This is a genomic window from Pseudomonas entomophila, from assembly GCF_029193575.1.
Lineage (GTDB): Bacteria > Pseudomonadota > Gammaproteobacteria > Pseudomonadales > Pseudomonadaceae > Aquipseudomonas > Aquipseudomonas entomophila_G.
The window spans coordinates 1-17,302 of the sequence record NZ_JARGCS010000054.1 but is presented as its reverse complement, the minus strand read 5'-3'; the positions used below and the strand labels follow the sequence as shown (position 1 = coordinate 17,302).

Annotated in this window: 10 protein-coding genes and 1 rRNA gene; 3 read left to right on the top strand and 8 right to left on the bottom strand. The window is 64.8% G+C overall.

Going from position 1 to position 17,302, the window contains the following annotated elements; genetic code table 11:
- The first annotated feature begins 153 nt into the window (after positions 1 to 153).
- Positions 154 to 269, top strand: a 5S ribosomal RNA gene (gene rrf, locus P0Y43_RS23780).
- A gap of 250 nt (positions 270 to 519) precedes the next feature.
- Here the strand turns inward: rrf and P0Y43_RS23775 are convergent.
- The 6 genes from P0Y43_RS23775 to P0Y43_RS23750 all read right to left on the bottom strand — a co-directional run bounded on the left by P0Y43_RS23775 (position 520) and on the right by P0Y43_RS23750 (position 8,116).
- Positions 520 to 987, bottom strand: coding sequence for an SRPBCC family protein (locus P0Y43_RS23775; RefSeq protein ID WP_275639698.1), 468 nt, complete (start codon positions 985 to 987; stop codon positions 520 to 522).
- 30 nt (positions 988 to 1,017) lie between these two features.
- Positions 1,018 to 4,449: an amino acid adenylation domain-containing protein gene (locus P0Y43_RS23770; protein ID WP_275639697.1), complete on the bottom strand. Its 3,432-nt coding sequence runs from the start codon at positions 4,447 to 4,449 to the stop codon at positions 1,018 to 1,020.
- A 10-nt stretch (positions 4,450 to 4,459) separates the two neighbouring features.
- On the bottom strand, positions 4,460 to 5,389 hold the full coding sequence (locus P0Y43_RS23765; RefSeq protein ID WP_275639696.1) for a diiron oxygenase: 930 nt from the start codon (positions 5,387 to 5,389) through the stop codon (positions 4,460 to 4,462).
- Complete coding sequence (locus tag P0Y43_RS23760) at positions 5,386 to 6,162, bottom strand: DUF3050 domain-containing protein (protein ID WP_275639695.1); 777 nt, start codon at positions 6,160 to 6,162, stop codon at positions 5,386 to 5,388. Before P0Y43_RS23760 ends, P0Y43_RS23765 begins: the two co-directional genes overlap by 4 nt.
- Positions 6,163 to 6,758: 596 nt before the next feature.
- Complete coding sequence (locus tag P0Y43_RS23755) at positions 6,759 to 7,343, bottom strand: thioesterase domain-containing protein (protein WP_275639694.1); 585 nt, start codon at positions 7,341 to 7,343, stop codon at positions 6,759 to 6,761.
- 80 nt (positions 7,344 to 7,423) lie between these two features.
- Entirely contained in the window at positions 7,424 to 8,116 is a 693-nt protein-coding gene (locus P0Y43_RS23750; RefSeq protein WP_275639693.1) for a GntR family transcriptional regulator, read from the bottom strand.
- Between the two features lie 208 nt (positions 8,117 to 8,324).
- Here P0Y43_RS23750 and lapG point away from each other — a divergent pair, with 208 nt between their 5' ends.
- Both lapG and lapD read left to right on the top strand, forming a co-directional pair.
- Complete coding sequence (lapG, locus tag P0Y43_RS23745; protein ID WP_275639692.1) at positions 8,325 to 9,086, top strand: cysteine protease LapG; 762 nt, start codon at positions 8,325 to 8,327, stop codon at positions 9,084 to 9,086.
- A 10-nt stretch (positions 9,087 to 9,096) separates the two neighbouring features.
- Positions 9,097 to 11,043 (top strand): cyclic di-GMP receptor LapD, encoded by a 1,947-nt coding sequence (lapD, locus tag P0Y43_RS23740; RefSeq protein WP_275639691.1) that lies wholly within the window; start codon positions 9,097 to 9,099, stop codon positions 11,041 to 11,043.
- Between the two features lie 160 nt (positions 11,044 to 11,203).
- Here lapD and P0Y43_RS23735 read toward each other — a convergent pair whose 3' ends face one another.
- Together P0Y43_RS23735 and P0Y43_RS23730 are read right to left on the bottom strand one after the other, a co-directional pair.
- Positions 11,204 to 11,545, bottom strand: coding sequence for a tryptophan synthase subunit beta (locus P0Y43_RS23735; RefSeq protein WP_275639699.1), 342 nt, complete (start codon positions 11,543 to 11,545; stop codon positions 11,204 to 11,206).
- Positions 11,546 to 11,702: 157 nt separating this feature from the next.
- Positions 11,703 to 17,302: immunoglobulin-like domain-containing protein (locus P0Y43_RS23730; protein WP_275639690.1), on the bottom strand; the 5,600-nt coding region annotated here is incomplete at its 5' end.

Genomic DNA, 17,302 nt, shown 5'->3' with positions numbered 1-17,302 from the left:
GGTAGTGTGGGGTTTCCCCATGTGAGAGTAGGTCATCGTCAAGATTCATTTCGCAAAACCCCTATCTGCGCGAGCAGGTAGGGGTTTTGTCTTTAAGTAGAGAGTACAGAGATTCGCTGACACGTCCTTGGGACGGTTCGGCATACAGAATTTCTTGACGACCATAGAGCGTTGGAACCACCTGATCCCATCCCGAACTCAGCAGTGAAACGACGCATCGCCGATGGTAGTGTGGGGTTTCCCCATGTGAGAGTAGGTCATCGTCAAGATTCATTTCGCAAAACCCCTATCTGCGCAAGCAGGTAGGGGTTTTGTCTTTTCAGCGCCCGCACACGATGGCCCAGGCCTCTGGAGGAGCGGGCTTGACCCCGCGATAGGGCCCGAACAGACACCAATGTCTCCCGGGTGGGCCGTATCGCGGGGCACGCCCGTTCATACCGGAGCGCCACCCGGAACTCGCGCAAAAAAATACGGCGCCGGTCCGAAGACCGACGCCGTACCTGTGGATCGCTAGAGCGCTCAGCTCAGCAGGTTGCGCACATTCCCCATCGCCTCATCGGCAAAGCCCTGGAGAAACGCCTGGAACCCCGGTAGCGCCTCGGCACCACCTTCCCATGGTTCAGCCTGGATGGTCCAGGTCGCACGGCTGCGGCCATCGTCCAGCGCCTCCACCTGCATTGCCGCCCACAGGTTGCCGATGTTCAGGCTGGTGTAGATCAGGCTCCAGGTCATGTGCATCGCCTGGTCATCACGCGAGTTCAACTGCTCGATCACCACGTTGCCATCCTTGAACAGCTTCTTGCGCACTGAACGCACCCCGTTGCCGGTCATGTCGATATGCGCCAGGGCAGGAATGAACACCGGAAACCCGGCGAAGTTGCCGACGATGCCCCATACACTGGCCGCCGGCGCGGCGATGTCGACGCTGGATACCACCAGGCAGCCTTCAGGGTTGCGGATCAGGGTGTCAGGTTTGAGTGCTTGCATAGCGTGTTGCTCCTGTTGTGAATGAAAGGGTCAGATGAAACCGATATCGCTTAAGTAGCGGCAGCCGCGGCGTAGCAGCTCCGGGCTCTTGGCCGGGTAGCTCGCACCCATGCGCCGAACGCCGTTGCGGGCGTTGTTGTGCTCGATGGTGGAGATATCGCCGATGTCTTCCTCGAAACCGTCCAGATAGAAGCCCAGGACGTCGAACAGCGCGTTGTCGCGGTCGACACGACCAAGCTGGTGTTGCCACTGCGCTACCTCGACCAGCTCGAAGGCATGGCCCTGCTCGCGGAACGACGCCAAGTAGTCCTGCCAGCGCAGGGGCTCGGGGTTGTGCAGGTTGAACACGCATTGCCCAGGCTGGTGACGGCTGCTGTGGAAGGCGACGAAGCGGGCGAGGAAATCCACTGGCATCAGGTCGAAATCCAACTCCAGGCGTGGCACTTGGCCCAACTGCAGCGAACCCTTGAGCATCAGCATCAAACGGTTGCGCTGTGGCTGACAGACCCCGGTGCGGCTGTCGAACGTGATGTTGCCCGGGCGGAACAGGTTCACCCGTACGCCCTGGTCGCGTGCGCGTTGGAGGATGCGCTCGCCTACCCATTTGCTCAGGTTGTAGCCATTACGGATGTAGATCGGCGGTGTCGCCGCCGCATCCTGCTCCAGCACACGCCCGTCGTCGCCCACCGCGCTGCACGCCGACAGGGTCGAGACGAAGTTGAAGATCTTCTTGCGCCGCCCCTCGCACAGGCGCAGGCACTCGAACAGCGGTTCGATGTTGTCATCGGCCAATGCCTGGTAGTCGAGGACGTGGTTGACCTGGGCAGCGTTGTGCAGCAACGCGCCGTACTCGCTGTCCAGCCGGTCGTAGTCGGCTTGCGTGAGGCCCAGGCGTGGTTGCCGCAGGTTGGCCTCGAGCACCCGCACCCGGCTCATGTCCAGGCCCAGTCGGTTGTCCGCCACGGCCTGGGCGAAACGCTCGGCGGCGCTCTGCCCGCCACCCCTTCGCACCAGGCAGGCGACTTCGGTGGCGCCCCAGTCGAGCAACGCCTCTACCAGGTGCACACCCAGGAAGCTGTTGGCCCCGGTCACGATCACCTTGTGCACGTCGCCCATGGCCTCCAGGGGCAGCACCTGTAGCTCGAGTTCGCGGTTGGCGTCCTGCTCCAGTCGCGCCAGGGGCGTTTCCAGGCTGTTGGCGGCGCCATCGAGCAGGGCACCCAGGCGTTGCAGGGTCGGTTGCTCGATGAAGCGGTTGATCGCCACACCGCGTCCGAACTGCTGACGCACCTCCAGCAGCAGGCGCGACAACAGGATTGAATGCCCGCCCAGGTTGAAGAAGCTGTCATCGGTGGAAACATCCGCCTCCGCCAGCTCCAGCAACGCCGCCCACAGGCTGCGCAGCCGCGCTTCGGTGGGCGTGGCGGGCAATACCCGTTCGTTGCTCGGCAAGGCGACCGGGCGTGCCAACAGCGCCTGGCGATCGACTTTGCCGTTGGCGGTGTAGGGCATCTGCTCCAGCACCTGATAGAACGCCGGGCGCATGTAGTCGGGCAGATGCTGCTCGGCATGCGTGCGCAGCCCGGCCTCGGCGCCATCCCCGGTGGGTTGGGCGGCGAACGCCAGTACCCGGCGCTGGGTATCGATCACCACGGCCACCTGGGCGAACAGGCGGCTGGTGCGCAGGCAGTGTTCGATCTCCTCCGGCTCCACACGAAAGCCGCGGATCTTCACTTGGTTGTCCCGCCGCCCGCACAGCTCGATGCCCTGTTCGCTCCACTGAGCGATGTCACCAGTCCGATAAGCACGCAGTTGGCGCCCTTGCGGCAGTATCAGGTCGACGAAGCGCTCGGCCGTCAGCCGTGGGTTGTTCAGGTAGCCCAAGCCGACCCCGGGGCCGCTGATGTAAAGCTCCCCTGGCGTACCCTCGGTCACCGGGTGCAGGTCGGTGTCGAGGATCAGCACCTGGGTGTTGGCGATCGGCTTGCCCAGGTTGCGATTGCTGTCGCCGGCCTCGAATACCCGGGTGGTGGCCAGCACCGTGGTTTCCGTCGGGCCGTAGATGTTGTGCATCCGGCACTCCACCGACAGCCTGGCGATCACCTCCGGCTCGCAGACATCGCCCCCCGTGATGAGATGGCGCAGGCCCAGGTGCTCGCCGCGCGGCAGGATGCTCAGCAGGGCAGGGGGCAGGAAGGCGTGACTGACTTCCTGGCTGTGGATAAGTTGCAGCAGGCGCTGTGGGTCGCGGCGCTGGTCATCGTCGGGAATGACCAGCTCGGCGCCGCACATGAAGGTCGGCAGGATATCCAGCAGCGAGGCGTCGAAGCCGATGGTGGAGAACTGCAACACCCGGCTGTTGCCGTCCAGCGCCACATGCTCGCGGTACCAGGCAATGAAGTGGCCGAGGTTGCGTCGGCTGAGAAGGACGCCCTTGGGCTGCCCGGTGGTACCGGAGGTATAGATCGCCACGCAGGGCGCTCCAGGCTCGCGCGGGCGCAGGTTCAGGCCAGGCAGGGGCAGGCAGTCGCCCGTCTGCAGCGACGTCACGTCCAACCCGGTGAAACCTGCGTGCGCGTTCCCATCGTGCAGCACCACACAGGCCCTTGCGTCTTCCAGGATGCGCTGGCGGCGCTCGCCCGGGGTGGCTGGGTCCAGCGGCAGGTACACGGCGCCACAGCCCAGCACCGCCAGCAGGCTGGCATAGAGCTCGGGCGACTTGGCCAGGCACACGGCGACCACCGGAGGTTGCTCGCCCGTTTCGGGCAGCAACGGCAGCAGTGCCCGTTGAATCGCCACCGTGCGCTGGTGCAGCGCGTAATAGCGGTGGCGCTGGCCATCGCGGTTGAGTGCCGGCCGCTGGGCGAAGCGGCGCAGGCTGTGCTCCAGCCCCTCGACCAGGTCGGTTTCGGCCGCTTCCAGCAGGTCGGCGCGCAGGGTACGGTTGAACGGATGGCGGTAGGCCAGTGACTCCAGCCAATCCAGGCCGTGTTCGCGCTCTTGCACGCCAGGGCCGACCGGCTGGGCCTCCTGGAAGTGCTGGGGATTGCGGGCGAAGCGCGTGACCTGCAGGGTCAGCAGGGCTTCCAGTGCCTGCAGCGTGTCCTCCCGCAGCCGCTGGCCGTTGCCGGAGGCCGGCGCCGGCAGCGCGGCCCGTTCGATCAGCCGCTGCGCGTTGGCGCTACCGCACCAGCAGAGGAGCTCCAGGCGGGGCAGCGTATCGGCATGACTGGCGCCCAGGCGCAAGCGCAGCAACGGCGTAGTGCCCAAGTGCTGCCAGTCGCTGCTGGCCAGGCTCAGGCTGCCGTCCTCCAGCACCAGTTGGTGCTGGCCGGCCAGGGCGTGTCGCAGGGCCTGGGAAGTGTCGGCCAGGCGTGCGCCGTGGCCGTGTTCGTCGAACATCCGGGTGAGCTGGCGCAGCGCTGGGCTGGTGCCCACCAGGAGTATGTCGAGGCGTCTCATGGGAATGTCCTCAGGGCAGGTAGCCGCTCAGCGCGCGCTGCACGCAGGGCGACTCGAGCATCGAGCTGCTGCGCAGGAATCGCAGGATGTTGCCCAGCAGCGGGTGTTGGTGGTTGATCGGGTAGGCCAGGCCACGCACTTCCTCGCGCAGGGCCTCACGAACCGTCTCGCTTACCGGCAGTGCGGCGATCAGGCTGAAGTCGAACGCCTGCTGGATGTCGTTGGTCAGGTACTGGCCGAGGAACACCGGCAGCACCTCGGCGATCGCCTCGCGTTCGGCTTCGGGCGCGGCCTGCCAGTAGATGCGCGTAAGCCGTGCCCAGAAGCTCGAATGTCGACCCTCGTCGAGCAGGTGGTCGGCCATCAGGCCCTTGACCGCCGGCTTGACCGTGTCGTCGCGGGCGAAGGCCGCCACATCGTCGGTCAGGGTGTTCTCGGCGATGCCCACGCAGATCAGCTCCAGCGCATCGCGCAGCGGCTCCGGTACTTGTGCCAATGCCGCAGGAATGGCCCGGCTCAATTCGATCTCGCCGGGCAGCTCGATCGGCTCGATGCCGGTCAGGGCGATGGTCTGCTGCAGGAAGTCCATCGCCACCAGCGCGTGGTAGTCCTCGTCGACCACCACGGTCATGGCGTCGTAGCGGCAAGCGAAGGGGAAGCGCACGGCGAAACGGTCCTTGGCGATGCGCCGTGCGGTGCGGTCGACGATTTCGGTTTCGAAGATCACCACGTCGTTGATGAACTTGTAGAGGCTCTGCACCAGTGCGAAATCGCGCAGTTGCGGGCACTCGCGCTGGAAGGCGGCACCGAGCACCAGTGGCTGGCGGCTGAGCGGGTAGATCAGCCGCTGGTCGTCCTCGACCCGGCGGCGGGGCCGGGTGCGGATGGTCGCGCGCTCCTCCCAGGCCTCGGCGAACGAGCGGTACTCGTGGGCCTTCATGGCGCGACCTCGGTGATCTCGGCCTGCAGCGAGGCGCGCAGGCGGTCCCACAGCGCCATGCGGCTGTCCACGGCGGCGATGGCCGCGGCGTATACCTCCTCCTGGCGCTGCGGGTCGTGGTCGACCAGGCGCGCCAGCAACTGCTCGGCGGCCGGGCCGTGGTCCTCGGAGTCGACCTCGATGTGCCGCTGAAGGTAGTAGCGGAAGGTCGGGGCTTGCTCGTGGCCGATGCCCCAGGCGTCCAGGATGGTCTGGAACATCATCGGGATGACGCTCTCGCGACCGTGCAGGAAGGCGGCGGCGACACGGTGGGCGGGGGCGTCCAGGGCCACGTCGAGGGTATCGCGCACGAAGCGCTGCGCTGCCTCGCTGGCACCGCAGCGTTGCAGCGCATCGCGGTAGGCGAGGCCTTGTTGCTGCAGGCTGACGAAGCGTTCGATCGCCTGGGTACTGGCACCGACTTCGCGCATGGCATCCAGGTACAGCTCGTAATGGCTGTAGTGGCCATGGTCGACGCGGTCGTCCGACTCCTCACCCAGCACGATCTCGTTGATCAGGCGAGCGGCGGCCGGGTCGCTCGGCGGCAGCCAAGGCAGGCTCACGCAGGTCAGCTCCTGTTGCAGGCGTTTGGTCAGCGACATGAAGTCCCAAACGGCAAACACATGCGTTTCCATGAACTGGCGCAAGGCCTGTAGCGAGTCGATTTCGGAAAAAAGCGGGTGCCGGGAAAGTTCTGATTTCTTCGCGGAAAGTGTGCTCTTCAATGTGCTCATGTTGATATCCATTGTTGGCTAAGTTTGTTTTTTTGTGTTGGCAAGTTGTGAGGATCGTTGTGCTTTGGGCGTGCAAAAGCCTCGAACACATTTCGATAGGCAACGAGCGCAGCACTGCTTTGGCGCCAGGTAATACGAGGCCTGTGCCCTGGGGGTGGCGCCTGGCCTATAAAACTTAGAACACTTGGAAAGTTTGCTGCAATTGTTTTTTTTTGAAATGTTTAATATGAAGTTTATTGGGCGCGAGCGGGGGTGATAAAACGAGGCTTCAAGTTTTATTTAAATAAGCAGTGCTCCTTCCGGCAATGAACGGCCAGAAAAAATAATTGAGTGAATGCCTCACTCGAAGCACTGATGAGCGGAAGTGGGGGGAGGTTTTACTGTTTGAGGGCGGCTGATCGCCTTGCGGTCCTTGCCCTGGTGCCAGGCTCCTTCTGTAGATGGGTGACAGGCAGACGACCAGGCCCGCCCAAGGGGCGATCAGCGGTCGTTGCGCGATCTAGAGTGTGCTCAAAAGGCGGGCGCTGCCACGGTCAGCGGCAGCGTGCTAATGGAATAAGCGTTAGCAGGGGGGGTGAAAAGACCGTTCTCGTCGCCTAGAAACTCAATAACCCAAGGTGGGTGTTGAAGATCCTGACGAATCGCTGATCCAGGGACGACGTGTCCGGGTTGGGCTCCGGCAACTCGATCAGCTCCAATTCGCGACGGGCAAACGCATGCCAGCCCAGCATTCCAGGGAGTGCGCCGGCGGGGTAGAGCACCGTCACCGGCATGCGCAGAGCCTGTTCGTCAGCAAAGGGTGCGGTGACCCTAGGGCTGTCACAGCTGGATACAAACAAATGCCGAGTACGCCCAGGAAAGCGCCGCTCGGCCAGTTGGGCCAGTTCGAACGCCATGTGCGCGCCCAGGTGCTGGCCGAACAGCGCATGGGGCTCGCTGAGGAATGGCTGGAGGCGGTCGGCGATGACGTGGGCCAGTGCCGAGGGCCCGCGCTGTGGGTCGCTGGGCGCGCACCCGGCGTCACGCTCGACGTCCACCGCCATGAGTTCGATGTAGTCGTTGAGCGTGTGCGCCCAGGCACGATATTGCGCGAGGTTTTGCTGGCTGCAGGCGAGGCAGATCAGGCGGATCCTGGAAGGCTGCTCCAAGTCGCCGAACGCCGACGCCGGGGGGGTCTGCACGTGCACTTTCTTTCCTTCGCCCCGGTCCGATCCAGGGCTTCATTGCCACCTGCGACCGAAAGGTCGGGGTGGACGATGCATCACGTGGCCGATTGTTTGTCCAGGTAGTTCCTGATGGCGCGGGCCGCGCCGTGCAGGTGCCGTTCCAGCACCTGCACGGCTTCGTCCACCAGCTTGTCGCTGGCGGCGTCCACCAGGGCGATGTGGTCGTCCTGGGTCAGCTTGCCCAGGCCCATCGAGGAGAGGTGGAAGCGCAGGAAGCGTTCCTCTTCATTGAGCTCGATCTCGATCATGCGCAGCAGTTTCTGGTTGTGCGCCTTGCCATACAGCGACAAGTGGAACAGGCGGTTGAGGCGACCGATCTCGGCGTGGCGGGTTTCGTTTTCCAGCTGGTGGATATAGCCGCGGGCGCGGGCGATGTCGTCGGCGTCGAGATGGGGAATCGATTGACGCAGCGCCTCGGTTTCCAGCAGCACGCGCAGGGCATAGGTATCGACCGCGTCTTCACCGATCAAGGGCGCAACCACCGCGCCCTTGTGCATCACGACCTTCAGCAAGGACTGTGCTTCCAGTTGGCGCAACGCTTCACGGACCGGCATGCGGCTGACGCCGAACAGGCCAGCCAGCTCCTGCTGTCGCAATGCGGTGCCGGGCGGCAGGCGGCCGTCGAGAATGGCGCTGCGCAGGCGTTCTTCGATCACGCCACGTGCCAGGTGCGGCGGCACCTGTTCATTGCCCAGCACAGTGCTGAGAAGTCGGTTTTTCTCGGCCACGCGGAGTCTGCCTTGATGTTTGCTGGTATTGGATCCAATAACCCTAGTGATCAGGGTGCTCGCTTGTCAATCCGTTGCGCCTCGGGATGCGCAACAGACGACAGAATGCGGCTATCGTGAAGGAAGTCATCCTGCAAGGGAAGCTGCACATTCCCTGTGGGATGTACGAATGGATGGGTAAAACGACCGCTGGCACCGTGATTGCACCGTGCCGTTGTCTTTTCCCCTGGCAGGCCGCACCATCGCTGCTCTCGATTGGTCTGGACGGGTGTTCGCAGTGGCGATACCTAGGATGCTCAATGTGGCCGTGCGTCGTCTCGGTCTTGCCGTGCTGCTGGCGGGCCTGTTGCTCGGCGGCCTGCGCGCGGATTGGGATTTTTCCCAGATCAGCCGTCGGGCCCAGGCGCTCTACGGGCCCTTGGGCCAGGGGCAGCAACGCATCGATGCCTGGCAGAACCTGCTGGCCACGCAGAACCAGGGCAGCGAACTGGAGCGCCTGCAGGTGGTCAATCGCTTTTTCAACCAGCAGTTGCGCTATGTCGAGGATATCGATCTTTGGCACGAGGTCGACTACTGGGCCACGCCGATCCAGTCGCTGATCAAGGGCGCCGGTGATTGCGAGGACTACGCCATCGCCAAGTACTTCAGCCTGCGCCGCATGGGCGTGCCCGCCGACAAGCTGCGCATTACCTACGTCAAGGCGCTGCGCCAGAACCGCGCGCACATGGTGCTGACCTATTATTCAAGCCCACAGGCCCAGCCGCTGGTGCTCGACAGCCTGATGGACGCCATCAAGCCGGCCAGCGAGCGCACCGACCTGTTGCCGGTATACGCCTTCAACGGCGAGGGACTGTGGCTGACGGGCGCCGCGGGCAACAAGAAGGTGGGTGACACCAAGCGGCTGTCACGCTGGCAGGATTTGCTGAAGAAAATGCAGGCCGAAGGGTTCCCGGCCGAACCGGTTTATTGAGGAGTACAGGATGTCTCTGTTCAAACAGTTGTTGCTTGCGATCTGCCTGCTGCTGACCATCGCCTTCGGCGGCAGCTTCATGGTCAGCCTGGAGAGCTCGCGCAGCCAGTACGTCAACCAGTTGCGCTCCCACGCCCAGGATGCGGCGACGGCGCTGGCCCTGTCGCTGACCCCGAACATCGATGACCCGGCGATGGTCGAGCTGATGGTCAGCTCGATCTTCGACAGTGGTTATTACGCGAGCATCAAGGTCATCGACCTGGACTCCAACGCGGTGTTGGTCGAACGCCACGCCGAACCTGACAGCAGCGGCGTGCCGGGCTGGTTCATCCGGCTGATCGGCCTGGAGCCGGCGGGCGGCGATGCCATCGTCAGCCGCGGCTGGCAGCAGGCGGCGCGGGTCGAGGTGGTCAGCCACCCGATGTTCGCCCTGGCCAAGCTGTGGCAGGCGGCACTGGGCAGCCTGAGCTGGCTGCTGTTGTGCGGGGTGGTCAGTGCGGTGCTTGGCGCGCTACTGCTGCGCCGCCAACTGCGCCCGCTGGACTACATGGTCGCGCAGTCCCACGCCATCGCCCGGCGGGAATTCCTCAGCCTGCCCGAGTTGCCGCGCACCCCTGAGCTGCGCCGGGTGGTGCAGGCGATGAACCAGATGGTCGAAAAGCTCAAGGCGCTGTTCACCGAGCAGGCCGAGCGTAGCGAGAAGCTGCGGGCCGAGTCGTACCAGGACAGCCTCACCGGGCTGGCCAACCGCCGCTATTTCGAGATGCAGCTCAATGCTCGGGTGAGCAACCTGGAAGAGGCGCGCGCGGGCTACCTGCTGCTGCTGCGCGTGCAGGACCTGGCCGGCCTCAACGCCCGCCTGGGCGGCCAGCTCACCGACCAACTGCTGCAAGCGGTCGGCGAGCAACTGCGGCGCACCTGCGCCAGTTATCCACAAACCCGCAACCTCATCACCCGCAGCCGGGGGGGCGAGTTCGCCGTGCTGGCGCCGGGCATGGTCCATGACGAGGCGGTGCAGCTGGCCCAGGCCCTGGAGGCGACGCTGCACAGCTTGCACGAGACCGGCGCCAGCGATGTCGACCCGGTGGCCTGCATCGGCCTTGCCCCCTACAGCCCGGGTGATGCCCCCCAGGCCTTGCTCAAGCTCGCCGACGAAGCGCTGGCCCGTGCCGAGAGCGAGCCCCAGCCAGGCTGGGTGTGTTTGGAGCAGGGCGCCGCGGCCCAGGCCGCCGACAGCCAGCACGATTGGCATGCGCGGCTCGACCAGGCGCTGAACAAGGCGCAGTTCGCGTTGTTCTTCCAGGCGGTGGTGGACTGCAAGGCGCCGCAGCGGGTGCTGCACTACAAGGTCATTTCGCGGTTGCACGACGCGCAGGGCGAACCGCTGGCGGCGGGGCGCTTCCTGCCCTGGCTGGAGCGCTTCGGCTGGATGCCACGGCTGGACCTGCTGGTGCTGGAAAAGGTCCTCAGGCACTTGCAGAACCACGGCGAGGCGCTGGCGATGAACCTCTCCGCCGCGACCCTGGCCGACCCGAAAGCCATGCAGCGGGTGTACGCGTTGTTGACCCAGCACCGCGTGCTGGGGCCGCGGCTGACGTTCGAGATCGGCGAGGAGCAACTGCCCGAGCAGGCGGTGCTCGAGCAACTGACCCGGCGTTTACGCGGGCTGGGCTTCAGCCTCGCGCTGCAACGCTTTGGCGGGCGTTTCAACAGGATCGGCAACCTGGCGCACCTGGGCTTGGCGTACCTGAAGATCGATGGGGGCTACATCCGTAATATCGATGAAGAGCAGCACAAGCGGCTGTTCATCGAAGCCATCCAGCGGGCGGCGCACAGCATCGACCTGCCGCTGATCGCCGAGCGGGTGGAGACTGAAGGCGAGTTGCAGGTGCTGCGCGAAATGGGGGTGCAGGGGGTTCAGGGAAAGTTGCTGGGTGAACCCGGGCCGTGGCGCTGAGCACGGCCCTCGCTGAGCCTATTCCGATGGCTGGCGCCGAACTTGGGCGGGCTTGCACCCGATCAGGCCGGCAGGGCCAACGTCGCTGGAAGGTCTGACGCTATCGCGGGGCAAGCCCGCTCCTACAACGCTTCGCGGCGGGCCGTAACGGGTGGCTCGATCAGATCAACCCGCCTTCCTCATCTTCCTCGATCAGGTTGTTCAGGCTGCCCAGCGCCTTGCGCGCGGTCGAGCGGTTGAGCAGCTTGGCCTGTGCGCCTGCGGGCAGGTCGGTGATGCTGAACACGCCCTTGGCCGTCAGCACGTCGATCAGGTCTTCCAGCACGCGGATCATGTCCAGGTCGCTCTGCTTGAGCTGCTTGAGGCTGTTCTCCACCACGTCGTCGGCGAACCACGCCTGGACATCGGCATGGTCGGCCGGAAGGATCTCCGTGAACCCGTCATAGGCGGCGGCCTCTACCCGCAGCAGCTGGCCGTCGGCGTCGCGTTGCACGTAGAACATGGCGTCGTCCCTCACGATGATTCCTTCTTGGGTAGTCAGCATAGGCAAAGTTCACCCGCCGTGTAGGGCGGCGCCCGAGTATGCCCGCGAAGGAAGAAACTGTGGAAGCCCACCCCGACGCTGGCGGCGGTGCAGGCCGCCAGCGTCGGGGTGGGCGTCAGTTGTTCGAGTTGTCGATCTTGATGGTCGGGTCGGCACCGCTGATCAACGAATTGATCGTGGTGTTCGACCAGTTCACCCCCTCCAGCTTGATGGTCACGTCGGCATTGGCCAGGCCTCCGGCCGCGTTGAGCTTGCCTTCGGTGCTCACCTGCAGCGTCGATTCGCCGTTGACCGTGGTGATCTTCAGGAAGTTGTCGATGGTGCTGGCCTTCTCGCCTTGCAGCAGGTCGCGCAGGTCGAGACGGTCACCTTCGCTGACCTTGAAGTCCTTGATCACGTCGTTGCCCAGGTCCCCGGCCTTCCACACGAAGGTGTCGGCGCCGCTGCCGCCCGTGAGGATGTCGTTGCCCTTGCCGCCGATCAGCGTGTCGTTGCCGGCACCGCCGAACAGCAGGTCGTTGCCCTCACCACCGAGCAGGGTGTCGTTGCCGGTGCCGCCGAGCAGGATGTCGTTACCTTTGCCGCCATCGATGTAGTCGTTTCCACCCTGGCCAAAGATGATGTCGTTGCCGTTGCCGCCGAGCAGGGTGTCGGCGCCGTCGTTGCTGCGCGAAATGTCGAACTCGGTGTAGTGCTCGGTGATGTACTTGTGCATCGCCCGGGCGTCGACATCGCCGGTCTCCACGCCCAGCTTGTTGGCGACATAGGCCTGGATCGCCTCCACCCCGGTACCGGGGATCGAGTCGAAGCTGACCAAGTCGCCGAAGAGGATGTCGTTGCCATCCCCGCCGTTGACCGTGTCGCTGCCCGGCTGGATCACCTCGGTATGGCCGAGGATGGCTTCGGCCAGCTTGCTCGGGTCGATGTTGGTCTGCGGCTTGCCGTCGGAGTCGAACGGCTTGAGGTCGTCGGTCTTCACATCGCTGTTCAGGCCGATTGCCTCGACATTGGACAGCCCCGACAGCAACTTGAAGCTGTCGATCGAGTTGCTCCAGGTCGCGTTGTCGGTGGTGCTGCCGGTGCCGGAGCGGGTCGACAGCTCGAACGTGCCATCGCCCTGGGCGCGCACGATGGCGTTGCTGATGGTGTACCAGCTGTTGCCGAGCTTGTATTGCACCGACAGGTTGCCGCTGCTGTCGATCGAGGCGCGGTGGTTGCTGTCGATGCTGCTGTTGTTGACCACGTTGCCGAGCTTGTAGCCGATCGAACCGAGGAAGGTGTCGAGGGTGACGCTGCTGTAGCCCAGGGTCGGGTTGGTCTGCTCGCCGCTCTGGTAGAAGGTCGGCTTGCCGTCGGTGACGAAGAACGTCTGGTTTTCGCCCGTGTTGCCGGCGCCCTTCAGCGCCTGGAACCAGTTGGCGGTGGTCTTGAAGGCGTCCTCATAGTTGGTGCCGCCCTCCGAGCTCATGCTCTTCAAGGCGTTGAGCAGGGCTTGCAGGCCGGCGTCGTTGAGGGTGACCGAGACGTTGCTCTTGACCTGGCTGGCGAAGTCCACCAGTAGCACGTTGACCGTGCCCGACTGCGCGCCCTTGACGCTGGCGGCCAGGGTCTTGAACACCGATTCCAGGGATTTCTTCGCCGCGTCCACGCCGCTGGCGCCCATGCTGCCCGAGGTGTCGACGATGAAGGCGATGTTGTAGTCCTTGCCCGGCACCACGTGCAGGCCGCTGACGTCGGCCACCACCACATCGTTGCCGTCGGTGCCGGTGACGCTGTCGTTTTCGGCGGAGAGGTTGCTGGTGCTGTAGGTCTCCGGGTACACCGTGACCTTGATTGTTCCCTCGTTGCTGGCACTGCTGCCGCCGACGTTTTCGGTGGAGGTGGAGGTGACCTTCACGTCGAACTGGCCATAGTAGTAGGCCGGTGGCTTGATGCTCAGGCTGCCGAGGTTCCAGCCGGTGACGTCCACCGGGCTGGCGCCGACGGCGAAGCTGTGCCCGGCGTTGTCGCTGACCACCGAGCCTGCGGGGATACCACTGAGCTTGACGCTGAGAGTTTCCGAACCGTCGCTGTCGGTGAGGTTGGTGTTGATGCCCACCAGCTTGACCGCCACGCCGTTCTCGCGGCCTTCGTTGAGCTTGTAGCCGTCGTAGTAGCCCTGGCCATTGCTGCCGTGCAGGTCGGAGACGGTCAGGCCGGCGTTGGCCATCTCGGTGACGCTCTGGTACATCGGGAGGTTGGCGCTGCTGAGGTCGGTGACCGCGCCGCTACCGACCTTGACGTTGATGTCGTAGCTGCCGGGGCCTGATTGGTTGGCGTGGTACACCTCAAGGGTGTAGTAGCCGCTGGTGGTCGGCGTGAAGCTGCCGGCGACGGAGCCGCCGGCGCCCCAGGTGGCGGTCACCACGGTCTTGCCGCCGATGGTCACCAGCATGCTGTCGTCGGCACTGCCGCTGAAGGTGTAGGTCTTGCCGGCTTCCAGGTAGAGCAGGCCCGAGGTCTTCGAGCCGCTGCCGCCCGCTACGCTGGCGTCGGACTGCACGTTGGTGGTGGTCTCGGCCTTGTTGGCGTTACCGGAGTTGGCGAACACAGCCTTCAGCGCATCGCCGGTGAGGCCGTTGCCGTTGGTGCCAAGGCCGGTGAGGCTGTTCCAGGTTTCCTTGGTCAAGCCCTGCGAGTTGACGGTGTTGCTGGCGATGGCCAGGTCCGGGCGGTCGGCCACCGGGGTGATGTCGACCTTGAGCGTGGCCTCGGTGCCCAGGTTGGTGCCGTCGTTGGGCTTGAACTTGATCTGCGCGTAGTCGGCCTGCTTGTTGCCCACGGCGCTGCCGCCGTAGCCATCGGCGCCCGACTGGTTGGCCAGCGGCACGAACTTCAGCTTGCCGGCGGCGATGTCGGCCTGGCTGACGGCCTGGTTCAGCGCTACGTCGACCCAGGCGGTGCCGTTGTAGTACTTGAGGCTGCCGAGGTCCGGCAGCTTGCTGATGGTCACCGACAGGCCGGTGTTGCCGTCGGCGTCGGTGACGTTGAAGTCGCCCCACTTGAACACGTAGTCGGTGTCCTCGGTGCCGGTGACCGCGCCGCCCGGGGATACCGGTGCGTTGTCGTTGTCGAGGATGGTGGTGGTGACGCTCGACTTGCTGGCATCGACCTGCAGGTTCTCGAAGTTGCCACCGCTGACCCCGCTGATCTTCACCACCAAGTGCTCGGAGCCTTCGACGAGCTGGTCGTCGAGGGTCTTGATGGTGAACGTGGCGCCGCTGCTGTTGGCCGGGATCTTCACCGTGGCCACGCCGGTGTAGTCCTGGCCGTTGCTGGCGGTGCCGCTGTAGGTGAGGGTGACGGTGACCTCGCTCTTCGACGGGTTGCTCAGGGTCAGGGTGTACGATGCCGTGCCGCCCTCGGTCACCGAAGCGTCGCCGCTGATGCCCACGGTGGTCAGGTCGCCCTGGCCGCTCGGCTCGTCGGTGACGGTGGTGGTCAGGGTGTTGCTGCCAAGGGTCAGTTTTTCGAAGTTGTCGCCACCGCTGATCGACTCGAGCTTGTTGGCGATGCTCGCCTGGCCGCCGACGTAGACGTCGTCCTGTGCGGTGACGGTGACCGTGCCACTGGCGCTGCCGGCGGGGATGGTGACCTTGGTGCCGTCGCTGAGGGTGAAGGTCAGGCCCGTGTGGCCAGTGACCGCTAGGCCTTGGGCGTTGCTCAGGGTGACGGTGTAGGTGAGCTGGCCGCCTTCGGCGACGGTGGATTTGTCCGCAGTGAGCGTCGCCACCACCTCGCTGGGGGTGTCGCTGATCTGCACGGTGGCGCTGGCGCCCAGTTCCAGGTTCTCGAAGGCCTTGCCCGGCACGCTGGCGCTGCTGATGCCAACGGTGAGCGACCCCGCGTCCTTGAACACGTCGTCACCCTGGGCCGGGGCCTTGTACTCGACTTGGGTCTGGCCGGCGGCGATGGTCACCTTGTCGCCGTTGCTCAGGGTCACGGTCAGGTCGCGGTCCAGCGCCTGGCTCACTTTCACGATGAAGCTCGGCTGCTGGTCTTCGGTGACATTGCCATTGCTGGCGATGCTCACCGACACCTTGTCGGCCTGGCTGCCTGGCTCATCGGTGACTGCGGTGGTCAGGCTGTTGCTGGCGAGGGTGAGCTTCTCGAAGTTGTCGCCACCGCTGACCGATTCGAGCTTGTTGACGATGCTCGGCTGGCCGCCGACGTAGACGTCGTCCTTGGCGGTGATTGTCGCCGTGCCCGTCGCGCTACCTGTCGGAACGGTAACCTTGGTGCCATCGCTGAGGGTGAAGGTCAGACCGCCGTGCCCCGTGACCGCCAGGCCCTGGGCGTTGTTCAAGGTGACGGTGTAGGTGACCTGGCCGCCTTCGCTGACGGTGGATTTGTCGGCGGTGAGCGTCGCCACGACTTCGCTGGTGGTGTCGCTGATCTGCACCGTGGCGCTGCCACCCAGTTCGAGGTTCTCGAAGGTCTTGCCCGTCACGGTAGCGCTGCTGATGCCAATGGTGAGCGCCCCCGAGTCCTTGAACACGTCGTCGCCCTGGGCCGGGGCCTTGTACTCGACCTGGGTCTGGCCGGCGGCAATGGTGACCTTTTCGCCGTTGCTGAGGGTGACGGTCAGCGCACGGTCCAGCACTTGGTTCACCTTGACCGTGAACGAAGGTTGCTGGGCTTCGGTGACATCGCCGTTGCTGACGATGGTCACGGCCACCTTGTCGCCTAGGTTACCGCTGCCGACCGTGCCGGAGCCTGGTTCGTCGGTGACAGGGGTGGTCAGGGTGTTGCTGGCGAGGGTGAGCTTCTCGAAGTTGTCGGCGCCGCTGACCGATTCGAGTTTGTTGACGATGCTCGGCTGGCCGCCGACGTAGACGTCGTCCTTTGCGGTGATGGTGGCCGTGCCGGTGGCGCTGCCCGCAGGGACGGTGACCGTGGTGCCGTCGCTGAGGGTGAAGGTCAGGCCACCGTGGCCGGTGACGGTGAGGCCCTGAGCGTTATTCAGGGTCACGGTGTAGGTGACCTGGCCGCCTTCGGTGACGGTGGTTTTGTCGGCGGTGAGGGTGGCGATCACCTCGCTGGTGGTATCGGCGATCTGCACGGTTGCCGAGCCACCGAGCTCCAGGTTTTCGAAGGACTTGCCTTCGACCGTAGCGCTGGCGATGCCGACGGTCAGAGAGCCGGCATCCTTGAACACGTCGTCGCCTTGGGCGGGCGCTTTGTACTCGACCTGGGTCTGCCCAGCGGCAAGGGTGACCTTGTCGCCATTGCTCAGCGTGACGGTAAGCGGGCGGTCGAGCGCCTGGTTGATCTTGACGGTGAACGAGGGCTGTTGGGCTTCGGTGACGTCGCCGTTGCTGACGATGGTCACGGCCACCTTGTCGCCCTGGTTGCCGGCGCCTGGTGTTCCGGTACCCGGCTCGTCGGTGACGGTGGTGGTGAGGGTGTTGCCGCTCAAGGTCAGCTTCTCGAAGTTATCTGCGCCGATGACGCTTTCGAGCTTGTTGACCAGCGCCGGCTGGCCGCCGACATACACATCGTCCTTGACGATGACCGTCACCGAGCCGGACGACTGGCCCGCCGCGACGGTGATCTGTGTGCCATCGGACAAGGTGAAGGTCAGGCCGCCGTGGCCGTTGACGGGGAAGGCGGGTGCGTGGAGCAGGTTCACCGTGTAGGTGACCTGCCCGCCCTCGGCGACGGAGGTCTTGTCCA